The following is a 15,960-nucleotide window of genomic DNA, read 5'->3' as shown; positions in this document are numbered from 1 at the left end:
AGAATCAACATTAAAATTAATAATAAAAAATTACTATTAATATTAATTAAAACTTTATTGTCTAAATTAATATTTAATCTTAAAGTAATTCTACAATAGCTTGAGTCTCTTTTGAGTCGCTAGAATATAAATTAAAAAAATAATTTGAAAAGGTTAGTCAATCATATATCCAAGTTTGGATACACTTTTAATAACTTCACTATTTAATTTTTTTCTTAATTTGAAGACAAGATTTTTTAGTGCACTTGGTGGTACTTCATCATAGATGTAGAGTTTCTCTTCAATATCTTGTTTGGTAACAAGAGTTCCTCTGTGGGCTAAAAGTATTTCAAAAAGGTCAATTTCTTTGTTTGTAAGAAGGATATTTTCCTCTTTACAGGTAAAAATTTTATTATCAAAATCATAAAATTGATTACCCCCTAGATCTATTATTGTTTTTGAATTTTTAGATAGAATTTTTGCACAGCGTTCAAGTAGTTGTGAGAGATTTGCTTCGCGTATTGGTTTTACAACGTATTCAACAAGAGATAATTTTATAGATTCTAATAAAAAGTTTTGATCAGTATAAGCACTTGTAACAATAATTGGAATCTCTTCATTCTCTTCTCTAATTTTTTTTATTAAATCTAATCCACTTAGTTTTGGCATCTTTAAATCTGTTATTAAAATATCAGGTTTATACTTGTCATAAAGTTCCAAAGCTTCTTGTCCATCTGCTGCTAAGTAGACTTTGTCCACATAAAGTAGTAGAACTTTTTTAAAACTATTTCTTACATCATCTTCATCTTCTGCTAAAAGAATAGAAGACTTTTTAAGTTTTATCTCATATTTTTCTATCATTAAACTAATCCAGGAATAATTTTTAATAAGTTATGATAGCAACATAAGTTTAAATGATGATTAGGATGCCTATGCACGAAAGTTTAAGTCTTACCAAAAGATATATCTTAGCTCTTACTATTATTGCTTTTCTATCAATACTAGCTTTTTTTAATTTAAGTAAACTCTTATCAATTCAGTCAAACGATGCACAACTAGTTAATATGAGTGGGAATCAAAAAATAATTACAAGAGAAATTGCTTTTTATGCAATCTATTACAAAATTGATAAACTAAAAGCAAAAATAATTGAGATGGAAAAAACCCATAATATTTTGACCTCTTTAAAAATGTCAGAGGAATTACACTCAATCTATTTTGGGAAAGAGGTAAACTTAGATGAGAAGGTAAAAACTTATCTTTTTCATGCTAAAAGATTTTATGTTCACAGAGATGGGCGAAGTCAAAATTATGTACTAAAAAATTCAGAAAAACTTCTACTTGATTTAGAAAAAGCTGTAGTTGTATATTTAAAAGAGGCTTCTGAAAATACACGGAAACTACAAAAAGTAGAGACATATATTCTGATTCTTACTCTTCTTACTCTACTTTTTGAAGCAATTTTTATCTTTATGCCAGCAAGTAGACAAATTAATAGTCGCACAGAAGAGTTAATAAGAGAGAAAGAGTTTTCAAATGCTGTTATTGAATCAAGTAGAAATGCAATAATTACTTTAGATAGCAAAATGAAGATAAGAACTTTTAATAGTGAAGCAGAAAAGATATTTAAATATACAAAAGAAGAGATGTTAAATAAGACAAAATTCAATGAAATAGTTTTGGATAAATATAATATTAATGATTTAGAGAGTTTAAAAAAGGTTCAAGAGTCTAAAGGGAAAGATAAAAATGGAAAAAAATTTCCTATTAGAATCTCTTTTGGAACAAGTGGAGAGAATAGGGATATTGCGATTGTTGCAAATATTCAAGATATTTCAAAAGAGAAGTTAAATGACAAAATTTTACAACAGCAATCAAAATTTGCAGCTTTGGGAGAGATGATTGCAATTATTGCCCACCAATGGAGACAACCATTGGCTCAATTAAACTTTAATTGTATGTATATTAGAAAAAAATCAAAAGATAAAGAGATAATAGAAGAGACAATTGCAAATGAGGAGATTATTCAATTTATGTCTGAAACCATTACGAATTTTCAAGATTTTTATAAAAAGAGTGATAATACTATTTTTAATCCTCAAACAGCCATTGAACAAGCTCTTAAAATTGTCTCTTCTTCAATAAAACTAAATCAAATTGAGTTAAAAAAGCAGATAGATTCAAAAATAAAAATCTTTGGAAATCTAAATAGTTTAGCGCAGATTGTTCTCTCAATTATACAAAATAGTATTGATATTATAAAATCAGATAAAATAGACTCACCTACTATTACAATTACTTTAAAAGATAGTGAAAAACATACTATATTGATCATCTCTGACAATGCTGGTGGAATAAAAATTGAGCCTATAAAAGATGTCTTTAAACCTTTTAATACAAAAAAAGAGAAGGCTTCAACAGGTATTGGGCTTTATATGTCAGAGATAATTATAAAAAATCAGTTTAATGGAACAATTGAAGCAAGGAATATTGAAAATGGGGCAGAGTTTACTATTATCTTACCCCATAATTTGCCTAATTTAGGTTAATTAGATATCACCATTCAATAGCTCAATAAGAGCCTCTTTTAAATCAGAGAACTTTAGGATTCTTCTTCCATGGTTCTCATCCATAAATTTTTTTGCATCATCTAATTGTGCAAAAGCAGGAATATCATCTCCTGCAAGTGAAACCTTATGACTTCCATAAACATAAAAAGCCTTTTTAGCATCTATTGGTTTCATTGTTTTATAATCAGTTACAACAAGAGCTTTTAAATCCTCTTCTTTGTGAACATTTGTTTCTGGCCATTTTGCTGGATTATAGTAGTATTCCATTAAAGATTTTGGACTTATAAAATAGAACTCTTTATTCTCTTTTGTAACAATTTTAGCAGTCCAAGCTGGGTCCTTGTAAACTTTTATTTTTCTAATTAAACTTACAGTCTCTTTATCAAAATTCATTGAATAGGTTTCATTAGCAGATAGTATTGACGCTGCTATTAATGAAGAGAGTGTAAAAACTAAATATTTTTTCATCAAATAATCCTTTAAACTAAATCTTTTTTAGCAAAGATTGTATAACCAATAATGGCAAAAATAACACCTAATAAAAGTGGATACAAAATTGAGAAGAGTACAAATGTAGTCTGTTTGAAAGTATCCAAAATATAGAAAGCAACAGGTCCCATTACTGTAAGTGCTGGATCAAAAAGTGAGATAGCTGCAACTCTGAAAATTTCCATAGGGTTTAATAGGGCAATTGAGATAATCAAACCTTCACTAAATCTACTTTGCATCATAAGTGAGATAAGTGCAATATCAATAAATGCTAAAAGAAAAATCCAAATAAAAAATGAGATTCCAAGAGCAACTTCACTTGTTTTTACAAATGATGAGATAAAAAATGCAATTCCCAAAAATGAAGATGAGAGTGAGAAAAGTAAACCTGAGTATAATAAAAAAATATCCCAAGGTATATCAGCACCGATAATAGCTCCATAAATAATTGCAATAAACATTGCAAAAAATACAGGTAAAAATACAGTAATAAATCTACCTAAAATTTTACCCCAATAGTACTGTTTAAGTGAGATTGGAAAAGAGAGCATATACTCCAAGATATGTGTATCTCTATCTCCTGAGATAGATCGAACTGTTGTAATTAGTATAAATATTGGTAAAATAACAATAGTTACTTGAATATACATCAAAAGAAGTCTACTTAAACCACTAAATCCCATAACCTGAGACTGAGTAACACCAGCAATAAAAAACAGAGCAATCATCCCTCCAAAAACTAAAGAGTAGATAATAAACCACTTCGCTCTTATGGACTCTTTTAAGTCAAGGTATGCAATTAATGAAAGATTTTTCATATTTGTCCTTTAGTCAATTTTGTCAAATTATAGTGCATCATACAATAAGAATCAATAATTTTTATTGATTTTTATCAATTTTTTTAAAAAAAGATTAAATTTTTAAATTAAGTTGATAACTTATAGCTACTATTTTTGAAAATACAATTTTATAAGAAAACACCATTTCTAATATAAAAACTAAGAGGGTACAAACTTACAATTATCACATAAACAAAAGAAAAAATAATTGAGTAGTTATAGTATTTATTGCTACTATCTCTGTCTTGTAAGATAATGTTTTTTAAAGTTATTATAAAACCAAAAAAAGTACCTAAAAAAAGAGTTATATAGATAATATATCCAATATAATAGTACCCTTTTTGAAGCATACAAAATGGACAGTGGTGTGTTGGAAGTTCATATATATAAGTTCCAAAAAACATAATTAAAGAGATTAAAGAGATAATCAAAAATAGAAGATTGAAAATAGTATATAAGTAATCATTTTTAATAAAATATGATAGAACTAACAGAGCAAAAATAGTGTAGAAAACAATCAAAATATAGCTATTATCAAAGGCAAAAAGAGATGAAATATATGAACCACTACTATTTGAATATAGAGTTCCACAACAGCTAACTAATTTATCAACTTCTATTGAACCAAACATTGTAATTTCGATTATTGTTTCAACTAAGAAAATAAGATAAATAAAGAGATAAAAACCAAACTTTAGTTTTGTAAATTTCAGCTCTTTTGTTTTCATATCAATATTGTGAATAACAAGCCAGAAACCAAAAAAGTAAATATTTATAAGTTTAAATAGAAGCAAATAGATACCATAACTTGTAGCATCTACAACTCCTGCTGCACACATGGCTCCTGTTAGAACATTTGATATTTTGTCTAAAGTAAAGATAAAAAAGATAAAGATAAGTATTTTTAAAAATAGAATATATTTTATGATTGTTGCAGTTAGATAACTTTGGTTTTCCAAACTATATTGCAATTTTGAAGTTGAGTTTATATCCCAATTGAAAAAAATCTTTATACTTAATAAAAAGGCAACCGTTCCAAAGATTAGAAAGATTGAATTTATTATGATAATTGTCAATACTTCAGGGGTTAAAAGCATTTATAAAATCTCCCCATTTGAGACTTCAATTACTCTATCAACAAAATCAAGGTCAAAAAAGAGTGGGTCATGGGTTGCTACAATTATAGTTTTTCCATCGTTTTTTAACTCTCTTAAAATCTCAATAAAGTGAAGTGATAACTCTTTGTCCAAGTTTGCAGTTGGTTCATCTGCTATTATGATATTTGGATTATTAACTTGACTTCTTGCAATGGCTACTCTTTGTTGTTCTCCACCTGATAGATTCTTTACAATCTCATCTTTTTTATGTTCAATTTTAAATTTTTTCATAACTCTTTTTAAAATCTCTTTTGCCTCAAGGTTTGAAGGATTTTGAGGAATTAAAGGAACTAAAATATTTTCACTAACACTTAATGTTGGTATTAAATTATATTTTTGAAAGATAAAACCAATATTTTCTCTTCTAAAGAGTGAGGCAAAGTTATCAGGAAGTTTTGATACTCTATTTTCACCAATAACAACCTCACCTGTTGTTGGTTTAGATAATCCTGCAATTAAAGATAATATTGTACTTTTACCGCTTCCGCTAGCCCCTTTTAAAACAATTAACTCAGACTCTTTTATCTCTAAATTCACACTATTTACAGCAACAGTTTTATTGTTTTTATTTAGTTCAAAAACTTTTGTTAAATCTTTTAATATTATCATCTTAAAACCTTATCAGTTTCAATTGTTGCGCTTCTCCAAGAAGGAATTATAGTTGAGGCTATATATATTGGTACTGTTAGAAAAAATAGTAAAAACAGAGTATTTACATCCAATACAAAAGGCAATTGAAAACTTGTTTTTAGTTCAGAGTAACCGCTAAAAAGATTGCTTAAAAGAGGAGCATTGAAAACATATACAAAAGTAAGAGCAATTAAAACTCCAAAAATATAACCAAAAAATGAGATTATAAAACTCTCATAAAACTTCTCTTTTAAAACATCCTCTATTTTCCAGCCTAAAGCTTTTAGAACTCCTATTTCCCTTTTCTCTTCAGAGCTTAGACCACTTGCTTTATCATAAACAATTATAAAAAAGGTGAAAATTGCAACAATAAACACAGCTAAAAAAATCCCCCCTTTATAGTCAAAAATATTTTGATAACTAATCTCCAAATCTTTGTTTGTAATTACCCTTGTATCTGGATAAAGAAGTTTGATTTTATTTGCAACTGTTGGTATCTCTTCTGGGTTTGCTACTTTAACAACAATATCTGTTGCTTTTGAGTCATCCATTCCAAAAATCTCAAGAGCTAACTCTTTTGGAAGAAGAATTGTATCATTTGATTCAAGCTCCAAAGAGCTTTTAAATACTCCTGCAATATTAACTTTTTTGAAAGTTCCATCGGGTTTTATAAAGTTAAAATATTCATTGTAGTAGTTCTCATTTAAAGCTTTTTTTACGCCTTCTCCCACAATCATAGAATTGTTTTCCAAAGCTTTAGAAAAATCAAACTCTTTGATAATTTTATTTAGTGAGGTTTTATATTGGTTTTCATACTCATCAATTCCAATAATTGAAAAGTTTGCTCCCAAATTTGCAAAATAGTAGTATCCCCAAACTCTTGGAATAGCATCAGTAACACCTGCAATATTTATTATCTCATCAACTACATTTGTATTTATATCATAATGTCTTCCAGCTTTTAGTTTTTGCACTGTTATTTGTGGAAGAGCTTTTAGTGTTGAGTTTAGTTCATACTTAATTGAGTTTGAAATAAAAAATATTGAAGCTAATATTGAAGTTAACAAAATAAAAATAAAAAGAATAAAAATATTTTTGAATTTTTGTCTTAAAATAGAGTTTATTGCATACTCTATTAGATACAGATTTATTTTACTTTTCATTAATTACCTTTGATGGTGTATTTGAAAAAATATGTGAATGGGAATAGACAAAAGTTGAAGGGAAATACTCTCTTAGTTCCGGAGATTCTTTAAAAATAGAGAAGGTATCAGCCAAACTTCTATGTCTTATATACATGGCTTCAGTTGAGATTGCCAAATCTGGTAAGGCTGTAACTTTTAGTAGTGACAACTTTTCATCTATCTGTGTTTGTTTTAAACTTTTAAAACTACTTAGATAAAAGATTTCAAAAAAGATTGCAATGATTGTTAAAGATAGAATTGATATTAAATATTTACTCTTTTTATTCATCCAGTTTATAAATCTCACTCTCTTTTACAGTATCAAATTTTACAATCTTTTTCCCTAAATGGTCTTTTTTAAATGTTTTTGCATCATTTTCATTTAAAAAAGGTATCAGTTCATGTCCCATAGGACCATATACATCAGAGCCAATTACATAAAAAGCCTTTGTTGCATCAATGGCATTTTGAGAATAGTAGTCTGTAACTAAGATTTTACTAATCAAATCTTTTGAAACAGGATAGTCTCCCCATTTTTTAGGGTTAAAGTAAAATTTAAACATATCTTTTACTCCATCAAAAGAGAATCTGTGTTCATGATCACCATGTTTATAATAGATTTGTGCCGCCCATCTAGGGTATTTTGCTACAAACATTCCACAAACAGGACATTTCTCTTTCTCTTCAACTTTTATTCTATTCTCATTTGTTTCTAAATCTCCAAATCTTTTTACTTCCCAAAGATAAAGAGCAACTGCTTGAAGTTTCTCTTCATCAAGGGTTTTACACAGACCATTTTGTACTATATTGGCTTTTAGTTCATTTATCTCAATATATTGCGTTGGGTCAATATCTTTATTGCAGAGTTTTTCAAAAATCTTTTTCCCCATTGGGTAGACTTTTTTTATCTTTTTGGTTTTGATTTTTGTTAAATCATTTTTCATACTCTCTTGGGCAAGTTTTTGAGCCTCTTCAAAAGTAGCTAGTTTTCCACCATATTTTTTAATAAAATCTTGTGCATCATTTTTATTTTGGAAAGCTAGTTTGCTAACCATACTCATGGTTCCTTTTATTCTACTATCAATTACATAAAAAGCATTTTTTGCTTGGATTAATTTTTCTGTTTTTGCATCAACAACTTGGATACTCTCTTCTAAGATTCCATACTCTTCTTTATCTTTTACCAAACATGCAAGGGAACAGTATTGTCTTTGAGTACCATTTTCTAGTTTTGCAGTATGTGAAGTTTTATAATACTTTTTTATACTCATCCCACAAACAGGACACCATTGTTTTTCACTTCCTTTTTGAAGTAATATAGGTTCTTTCTGAGCCTCTTTGCTAAAGTTACCATCTGCTTGAGTATTTGTTATTATTAAAAAAATTGAAAGAATAATAAGAAGTTTATGCATTATTTTACCTTATACTTTTTCAAATAATAGCAAAGTAATGTTAAGTAAAAGTTAAATATTACTTAAATTTAACATTTAATTAACAGTTGAAAGATTATAATTATTTTGAAAATATCAAAAGGAAATAAGATGAAAAAACTATTTACAATTGTAGTAGCTTTAGCTATGACAATGAGCCTTTTAACTGCAAGTGAAGCAGAAAAAGAGAAACCAAAAATGGCATATCAAGCTGTGCCAATGAATAAAGCAACACTTGTACAAGAAGGAAAAGAGAAGAGTTATTGCCCTGTTTGTGGAATGACACTACCAATGTTTTATAAAACAAATCATGCGGCAAATCATGAAGGAAAAGAGAAACAATATTGTTCTATTCATTGTATGGTTGAAGATTTAGAACTAAATGGTGCAAAACTAAGTGATATGAGAGTTGTTGATAACAAATCTCTAAAATTAATCAGTGTAAAAGATGCAACATATGTAGTTGGAAGTTCTAAACCAGGAACTATGAGTATGGTTAGTAAATATGCCTTTGCAAATGGTGATGATGCAAAAGCTTTCCAAGCACAAAATGGTGGAGAGATTAAAAATTTTGATCAAGTTTACGCAATGGTAAAAAGCTCTTTAGCTAAAGAGAAAGAGATGATTGCAAAAAATCAAGCAAAAATGCAAATGATGGGTGAAAAAGTTTATAACAAAATGTGTAAAAAAACTGATATGAAATTCACATCAACTGCACAAGCTAAAGCATATTTAGTAGAGAGTGGTCTTTGTGGAAATATGAAAGGTAAAAATTTACAAGCTGTAGGAATTTATCTATCAAGAAGATAATAAAAGAGGAGAACTCCTCTTTTATTTAAAATACAAAAACTCTGTTTCTTCCTGCATCTTTTGCATCATATAAAGCTTTATCTGCATTTTTTAAGACGTCATCAAATTTTTGTCTACTATTTTTAAAGTTGCTAATTCCAAGAGATATTGTAACTTTGCCAACTTTTGAAAAAGTATTAGATTCAACCTCTTTTCTTATTTTTTCACAAAGAGACTCGGCAATAGTAAGATTATTATTGTTTATAATCAAAATAAACTCTTCACCTCCCCATCTTGCAAAAATATCATCAACTCTTATTTTGCTAGAGATTAAAAAAGCCAACTCTTTTAAAACAACATCACCTACATCATGTCCATAGGTGTCATTTATTAATTTGAATTTGTCAATATCAAGTATTGAAACACAATACTCTTCATTGTTTAACTCTTTGTTTATCTTCTCAAAAAGACCACTTCTATTTAACACTTTTGTTAAGGTATCAAAATAGGCTTTTTGCTGAAGAGTTTTATTATTTGTTGTAAGTTCTGTGTTTCTTTCTCGCAAATTTTCTAAAAGAATATTAAAAAATTTTGCAACAATACCTACTTCTGTATCCCTCTCTTCATATATCTTTTTTTGAATATTCCCTGTTTTCATAATACCAATAATACTCTCAATAGTTTCAACCCAAGGAAGTCTTGCATTATGTTCACTTGTATTAAGTCCAAGAACTTCATGTTTTTTTCTAACTCTTAACAGATTTAATTTATGTAAAAAAAGAAATAGGGCAAGACCTAAAATAAAAGAGAAGATAAAAGCACTTAAAACACCTATTGTTTGTATAGTTATAAAATCAAATCTTGTCATGCCTTCAGCTGGAACTGCAAAAATTCCAACTGCAATAGTTCCCCAAACTCCTGCAAATCCGTGAATACTTACAGCACTTAACGGATCATCTATTTTTAATTTTTTTGTTAAAAATTGGTCTGAAAAATGCATTATAAAAGTTGAGACAAAACCAACAAAAGCTGATTCGTATAAAGTCAAATTATTACAACCTGCTGTTATTCCAACAAGTCCGGCAATTATTCCAAAACTTAATATTTCAACTTCAAGTTTTTCTTTAGATACTAAAGAGATAAACCAAGCACCAACTCCTCCAAATACTGCAGAGATAAGTGTATTCATTAAAATTGAAGTAACCCTAAAGTCGATTGCTAATAAACTTCCACCATTAAAGCCAAACCAAGCAAAAAAGAGCATAAATACTCCAAAAACTATCAGATTATGATTGCTAGGAGAGAAATATTTAACTTGACCATTTTTAAATTTTCCAAGTCTTGGTCCAAGTACTATTGTTCCTGCTAACCCTATCCAAGCTCCAACTGAGTGTACAACAGTTGAACCTGCAAAATCTATAAAACCTAATTTGGCAAGCCAACCTTGGCTATTCCAAGCCCAGTGACCAACTATTGGGTAGATAAAAGCAGTTACTAAAATAGCAACAACAATATAACCATTGAATTTTATTCTCTCTGCTACAGCTCCTGAAATAATTGTAGTTGCTGTTGCAGCAAACATTGCTTGAAAAAGAAAGATTGCATTTAATTCAAAATCAGAGCCATCAATTAAAAATTTATCGGTACCAATTAGTCCAAAACTATCCGTACCAAACATCAATCCAAAACCAATAAGCCAGAAAAACACAACACTAAAGATAGTATCAATTAGATTTTTCATGGCAACATTAATTGTATTTTTAGTTCTAACAGTTCCAGTTTCTATTAAAGAGAAGCCAAATTGCATTAGAAAAACTAAAAATGAACTTAATAATATCCATAAAAGGTTTATTTCACTCATACTGTTTTCCAAAAAATAATTTATAAATCATAACAAAATCTAGACAGTAAAAAATCTTATAGTTATATATAAAATATACAAAGGTTTAAACAAGAAAAGACTAATGAACTTTTGAGTATAATCGCAAAAAAATTAAGATAACAGAGGATTTATTTTGAGAGCTCTAATTAGTGTTAGCGATAAAAGTGGAGTAGAGAATTTTGCCAAAGAGTTAGTATCTTTAGGTTATGAAATAATATCTACAGGTGGAACTTATAACAAGTTAAAAGAGGCTGGAATAGCTGTAGTTGAAGCGAATGAAGTTACTAAGTTCCCTGAGTGTTTTGAAGGAAGAGTAAAAACTCTAAATCCATATATTCATGGGGGAATTTTACATAGACGAGATAAACAATCACACCTAGACCAAGCAAAAGAGTTGGGTGTTGAAGGTATTGATTTGGTTTGTGTAAACTTATACCCTTTTAAAGCAACTATTGAAAAGACTGATGATTTTGAAGAGATTATTGAAAATATTGATATTGGTGGACCAGCAATGGTTAGAAGTGCAGCTAAAAACTTTGACAGTGTAATTATTGTAACAGACGTTGCTGATTACGATCTAGTATTAAATAATCTTAAAAATGGAACAAACAGTGTAGAGTTTAGAAGAGATTTAATGATAAAAGCTTATGAGCATACAGCAGCTTATGACTCTATGATTGCAAACTATATGAATAAAAGATTCAATGGTGGAATGGGAGCAAAACAGTTTATTGTTGGAACAAAAGTATTTGATACAAGATATGGAGAAAACCCACACCAAAAAGGTGCTTTATATGAGTTTGAAACTCAATTTACAAATAAATTTATTGTTGTAAAAGGTGAGCCAAGTTTTAATAATATGGGTGATATTAGTGGTGCTGCTAAAATTGCCGCTTCATTTGGTGATGATAATGCAGTTTGTATTGTAAAACATGGAAATCCATGTGGTTTTGCAATAAAAGATACACTTTTAGAAAGTTACACAGAAGCACTTAAATGTGACCCAGTTTCAGCATTTGGTGGAGTTGTTGCAGTAAATGGAACAGTTGATTTTGATTTGGCTGTTAAAATGAACGAAATCTTCTTAGAGGTTGTTTTTGCGGCTGATTTTACAGAAGAAGCAGTTGAAGAGTTAAGCAGAAAGAAAAGAATCAAACTATTTAAACAAGGTACAAAAAAACTAGAACTTGCAAATGATCCATACAACTTTAAAATGGTTGATGGTGGATTTGTTTACCAAGAGTCTGATAAAGTTTTAGAAAATGAAGTTACAAATGCAGAACTTAAATCAAAAAGAGCAGCAACAGCTCAAGAGATAAAAGATATGGAAATTGCTGTAAAAGTAGCAGCAGGAACTAAATCTAACTGTGTTGTTTATATCAAAAATTCAGCTATGGTTGCTGTTGGTATGGGTATGACAAGCAGAGTTGATGCGGCAAAAGCAGCTTTAAGAAAAGCAGAAGATATGGGACTTGATGTAACAGGTTCAGTTCTTGCTTCTGAAGCATTCTTCCCATTTAGAGACTCAATTGATGAAGCTAATAAAGCTGGTGTTAAATGTATTATTGAGCCAGGTGGAAGTATTAGGGATGATGAGGTTATTGCTGCAGCAGACGAATATGGTATGGCATTGTATTTTACAGGAATTAGACACTTTTTACACTAGTCAGAAAAAGATGATTTAAATAATCATCTTTTCTCATAAATAGGCGTTGGATAGAAAAACAGATATAGTCATTTACTTCAGTAAACTCCTATAATCTGTTTTCCTCTCCGCCTTTATTTCTTTCAAAATCTAATCATTTAAATCACTTTTTTTAATTAAAATTATTATTTTTTAAATATATTTTGATAATATATTTATTATTTACTTTATCATAATATTCTAAAATATTATAATAGGGGAAAGGAGTAAAGAATGGCTTATGAAAAACCAATGATATTGGCAGAAAGTACTATTCAAATGGCTGATTGCCGTCCAAATAGTAAGCCTAGTGGTAGACCTTGTAATCCACCTGGACCACGTGGAGGTAAATAATATTTTATCAGGTAGTGTGTATTAAAAAGCATTACCTGGGTTAAAGGAAATATAATATGTTTTTTAAAAAAAAATCTAACATATTGTTTAGATATTATGATTCTTTTGGATATATAACAGATAATAGAAATTTTGCATATAAACGATTAGATGATAATAGGGAAGATATTGGTGATAAAATATTATCAGAGAGTGGAGCAGTTTTTTTTTCTGTTTTAGATAATCATCCTCAAATTATTGGTGAATTATTAATAAAAATCAGTAATATTTATTCTGATATAAATATTAAGTTATTAGAAAGAGATGTGATAGAGTTTTACAGTACTCTTGAAAAAGCTGGATTTATTACTTCTGGAGATACTTTTAGAGAATGTGATGAAAAAGATGAAAAGTTTTCATATACTAAAATACTAGATACAACTTTTAAAAAGAATTTATCAAATAATCAAATGTCAACTCAAGATTATTTTCAAGCTTTTTTTAATAATAAACCACAATTAACAAGTTTACATATTGAAATAACAAGTAAGTGTAATGAACGATGTATTCATTGTTATATTCCTCATGAAAATAAAATTAATAATATTGATTCTGATTTATTTTATAATATTTTGAATCAAAGTAGAGAAATGAATTTATTGCACATTACTATCAGTGGTGGAGAACCAATGTTGCATAAAGATTTTTGTAATTTTTTAAAAGAATGTAGAAAAAATAATTTTTCTGTTAGTGTACTTAGTAATTTGACTTTATTAAATGAAAAAATTCTTAAAGAAATGAAATCTAATCCTCTTTTGGGTGTTCAAGTCTCACTATATTCAATGAATCCAAATATTCACGATGAAATAACTCAAATGAAAGGAAGTTTTGAAAAAACAAAGAATGCAATTTTAAAACTTGTTGAAAATGATATTCCATTAAAGATAAGCTGTCCCATATTGAAAGAGAATAAAAACTGTCATAATAATGTCGTAAAATGGGCTAAAAAAAATAATATATCTGTTGGTAATGATTATTTAATTTTAGCAAAATATAATCATTCTTGCGAAAATTTAAAGCATCGTCTATCAATTGACGATGTAAATGAGATAATTGAAAATATAGTTGAAAATGATTCAGAATATGTTATTGAAATAGAAAAAGAAGCTGAGAAAAAAAAGAATATTTCAGAAAATGATTTTGTTTGTAGTGTTTGTCATTCGTCAATTTGTATTTCTGAAAATGGTAATGTATATCCTTGTGCAGGTTGGCAAGATTACTCAGTAGGAAATATATTAAATGCTTCTCTTAAAAACATTTGGTATAACTCTGAAAAAGTTAATTATTTAAGAGATTTAAAGAAAAAAGATTTTCCACAATGTTTAACATGTTCAGATAAAGAGTATTGCACTATGTGTATGGTAAGAAATGCAAATGAAGATATATCTGGGAACCCTTTAGTCATAAATAAGTTTTATTGTAATGTTGCAAATATTAATAAAAATGTAATAAGAAAATTTAATAAAAAAATTAAAACTAAAGTATAGCAGTTTTAATAAAGTTTGCTTGCTTTTCTCAAAGAGAGTGCAAGCACAAGGCACAACCTTTTTCAATATGTAATCCTGCTTGCAGGCAAAAAGGTTGTAATCGTGACACACGAATGTGTGCACAGAAGAAAAGGAAATCTTGTGACTTAATGTCACAAGGAAACTTTTTGCGTAGATTTAGCACCTTGCGTAGCAAGTGCCAAAAGTTTTAAATCACAGCTTTTATTCTTCCACTATCCTTGACAAACCGTACGTAATCAAGTACAATATTAAAAAAACAAAAGGCTAAATATGACAAAAGTAATGCCAGCAAGCCAAGTTAGAGCAGATATATATAATCTTATGGATGAAACAGCATTAACACATGAGCCAATACTAATTACAGGTAAAAGAAATAATGCTGTAATGCTCTCTCAAGAGGATTGGAATGCTATTGAGGAGACTTTATATTTAAACTCTATTCCAAATATGGCAAAATCTATCCAAGAGGGTATGGCACAAAGTGATGATGAGTTTAGTGAAGATATCAAATGGTAGAGTATAAAATCCTTTACAGCAAACAAGCTCAAAAGGATGCAAAAAATCTAACAGGCGCTAAATTAGATAAAAAAGCAAAAGAGTTAATAGAGATAATCAAAAAAAATCCCTTTGAAAATCCACCACCATATGAAAAGCTTGTTGGGAATCTAACAGGGGCTTACTCTAGAAGAATAAATATTCAACATAGAATCATTTATGAAGTAAAAGAGGAGCAAAAGATTGTTAGAATCTTAAGAATGTGGACTCACTACGGTGATTAGTTTTCTATAATTCTAATAAAAGATAATCTAATTATTTAAATATCTTTTAAGCCTAAAGGGTATATTATCCAATTTTGTGAAAAATACAAATTTAAAATTTAAAAAACTAAATAGTTCAAAAATCATTCGTACAATTGAAGCAATTATTGAGATAATCTTTAGATTGTTTTCAATCTACTTGGTTTATCTTATCTTTAATTGGCTAATTACTACTGTTTTGGTAAAAGATGCATCCAATGACACTTTGCTAAGCCTTTTATTACTTCCAGCACTTTATGTACTAAGAGATTGTGGTCAAATTATTGATCCTTGTACGGTTGAAGTTTTACAATATGAGGATAGAATTACAGTAAAAAGGGGCTTACATCCAAGAGTAAATGATACCTTAGAGTTTGTTCATGTTGAAAATATAGAGATTATGACAACGCTACTTGGAAAATATTTTGACTATGCAACAGTAATATTATACTCTCCTGGAGGAAATGTGGAGATGCCATATATCAAAGGTGCAGAAGAGATAGTAAAAGAGATAAGAGACAAAAAACAAGAACTGAAAATTAGTGATAGTTTACAATCTTCAAATCTCTCTTTTAAAGATACAATAGCAGAGACAAAAACTAAAAATATACTTTTTGCATAGCAAAGAA

The 15,960-nt window shown here is 28.6% G+C and carries 16 protein-coding genes; 7 read left to right on the top strand and 9 right to left on the bottom strand.

The genetic code is table 11. The annotated features are described in order from the left end of the window. Positions 1-153: 153 nt before the first annotated feature. On the bottom strand, positions 154-840 hold the full coding sequence (locus AEBR_RS11665; protein ID WP_129086723.1) for a response regulator transcription factor: 687 nt from the start codon (positions 838-840) through the stop codon (positions 154-156). A gap of 71 nt (positions 841-911) precedes the next feature. On the opposite strand from AEBR_RS11665, the gene AEBR_RS11660 reads away from it, so the two are divergent. After that, positions 912-2,528: a PAS domain-containing sensor histidine kinase gene (locus tag AEBR_RS11660; RefSeq protein WP_164969457.1), complete on the top strand. Its 1,617-nt coding sequence runs from the start codon at positions 912-914 to the stop codon at positions 2,526-2,528. On the opposite strand, the gene AEBR_RS11655 is transcribed toward AEBR_RS11660, so the two are convergent. From AEBR_RS11655 to AEBR_RS11625, 7 genes are all read right to left on the bottom strand, one after another. Then, on the bottom strand, positions 2,529-3,017 hold the full coding sequence (locus AEBR_RS11655) for a nitrous oxide reductase accessory protein NosL (protein WP_129086721.1): 489 nt from the start codon (positions 3,015-3,017) through the stop codon (positions 2,529-2,531). Between the two features lie 11 nt (positions 3,018-3,028). Further along, complete coding sequence (locus AEBR_RS11650) at positions 3,029-3,856, bottom strand: ABC transporter permease (RefSeq protein ID WP_129086720.1); 828 nt, start codon at positions 3,854-3,856, stop codon at positions 3,029-3,031. 149 nt (positions 3,857-4,005) lie between these two features. Further along, a complete protein-coding gene (locus tag AEBR_RS11645; RefSeq protein WP_129086719.1) occupies positions 4,006-4,974 on the bottom strand; it encodes a hypothetical protein in 969 nt (322 codons plus the stop codon). Further along, positions 4,975-5,643, bottom strand: a complete 669-nt coding sequence (locus AEBR_RS11640; RefSeq protein WP_129086718.1) for an ABC transporter ATP-binding protein — start codon at positions 5,641-5,643, stop codon at positions 4,975-4,977. After that, positions 5,640-6,827, bottom strand: a complete 1,188-nt coding sequence (locus AEBR_RS11635; protein WP_129086717.1) for an ABC transporter permease — start codon at positions 6,825-6,827, stop codon at positions 5,640-5,642. The genes AEBR_RS11640 and AEBR_RS11635 overlap by 4 nt, the downstream gene beginning before the upstream one ends. After that, positions 6,817-7,137 (bottom strand): hypothetical protein, encoded by a 321-nt coding sequence (locus AEBR_RS11630; RefSeq protein ID WP_128979161.1) that lies wholly within the window; start codon positions 7,135-7,137, stop codon positions 6,817-6,819. The genes AEBR_RS11635 and AEBR_RS11630 overlap by 11 nt, the downstream gene beginning before the upstream one ends. Further along, positions 7,130-8,260: a nitrous oxide reductase accessory protein NosL gene (locus AEBR_RS11625; RefSeq protein ID WP_129086716.1), complete on the bottom strand. Its 1,131-nt coding sequence runs from the start codon at positions 8,258-8,260 to the stop codon at positions 7,130-7,132. Before AEBR_RS11625 ends, AEBR_RS11630 begins: the two co-directional genes overlap by 8 nt. Before the next feature lie 129 nt (positions 8,261-8,389). On the opposite strand from AEBR_RS11625, the gene AEBR_RS11620 reads away from it, so the two are divergent. Continuing rightward, positions 8,390-9,088, top strand: a complete 699-nt coding sequence (locus AEBR_RS11620) for a nitrous oxide reductase accessory protein NosL (protein ID WP_129086715.1) — start codon at positions 8,390-8,392, stop codon at positions 9,086-9,088. A 25-nt stretch (positions 9,089-9,113) separates the two neighbouring features. Here AEBR_RS11620 and amt read toward each other — a convergent pair whose 3' ends face one another. Then, the gene (gene amt / locus AEBR_RS11615) at positions 9,114-10,928 is read right to left on the bottom strand and encodes an ammonium transporter (RefSeq protein WP_129086714.1); all 1,815 of its coding nucleotides are present in this window, start codon (positions 10,926-10,928) and stop codon (positions 9,114-9,116) included. A gap of 154 nt (positions 10,929-11,082) precedes the next feature. Here amt and purH point away from each other — a divergent pair, with 154 nt between their 5' ends. The 5 genes from purH to AEBR_RS11590 all read left to right on the top strand — a co-directional run bounded on the left by purH (position 11,083) and on the right by AEBR_RS11590 (position 15,953). Further along, complete coding sequence (purH, locus tag AEBR_RS11610) at positions 11,083-12,615, top strand: bifunctional phosphoribosylaminoimidazolecarboxamide formyltransferase/IMP cyclohydrolase (RefSeq protein ID WP_129086713.1); 1,533 nt, start codon at positions 11,083-11,085, stop codon at positions 12,613-12,615. 428 nt (positions 12,616-13,043) lie between these two features. After that, on the top strand, positions 13,044-14,513 hold the full coding sequence (locus AEBR_RS11605; RefSeq protein WP_129086712.1) for a radical SAM/SPASM domain-containing protein: 1,470 nt from the start codon (positions 13,044-13,046) through the stop codon (positions 14,511-14,513). 291 nt (positions 14,514-14,804) lie between these two features. Then, positions 14,805-15,050 (top strand): type II toxin-antitoxin system Phd/YefM family antitoxin, encoded by a 246-nt coding sequence (locus AEBR_RS11600; RefSeq protein WP_129086711.1) that lies wholly within the window; start codon positions 14,805-14,807, stop codon positions 15,048-15,050. Continuing rightward, positions 15,044-15,313 (top strand): Txe/YoeB family addiction module toxin, encoded by a 270-nt coding sequence (locus AEBR_RS11595; RefSeq protein ID WP_129086710.1) that lies wholly within the window; start codon positions 15,044-15,046, stop codon positions 15,311-15,313. Before AEBR_RS11600 ends, AEBR_RS11595 begins: the two co-directional genes overlap by 7 nt. 76 nt (positions 15,314-15,389) lie before the next feature. Beyond that, the gene (locus AEBR_RS11590; protein ID WP_164969456.1) at positions 15,390-15,953 is read left to right on the top strand and encodes a PH domain-containing protein; all 564 of its coding nucleotides are present in this window, start codon (positions 15,390-15,392) and stop codon (positions 15,951-15,953) included. The last annotated feature ends 7 nt before the right edge of the window (positions 15,954-15,960 follow it).

It is taken from the genome of Halarcobacter ebronensis (assembly GCF_013201825.1).
Taxonomy (GTDB): Bacteria; Campylobacterota; Campylobacteria; order Campylobacterales; family Arcobacteraceae; genus Halarcobacter; species Halarcobacter ebronensis.
This window is presented reverse-complemented; position numbering and strand designations above follow the sequence as displayed.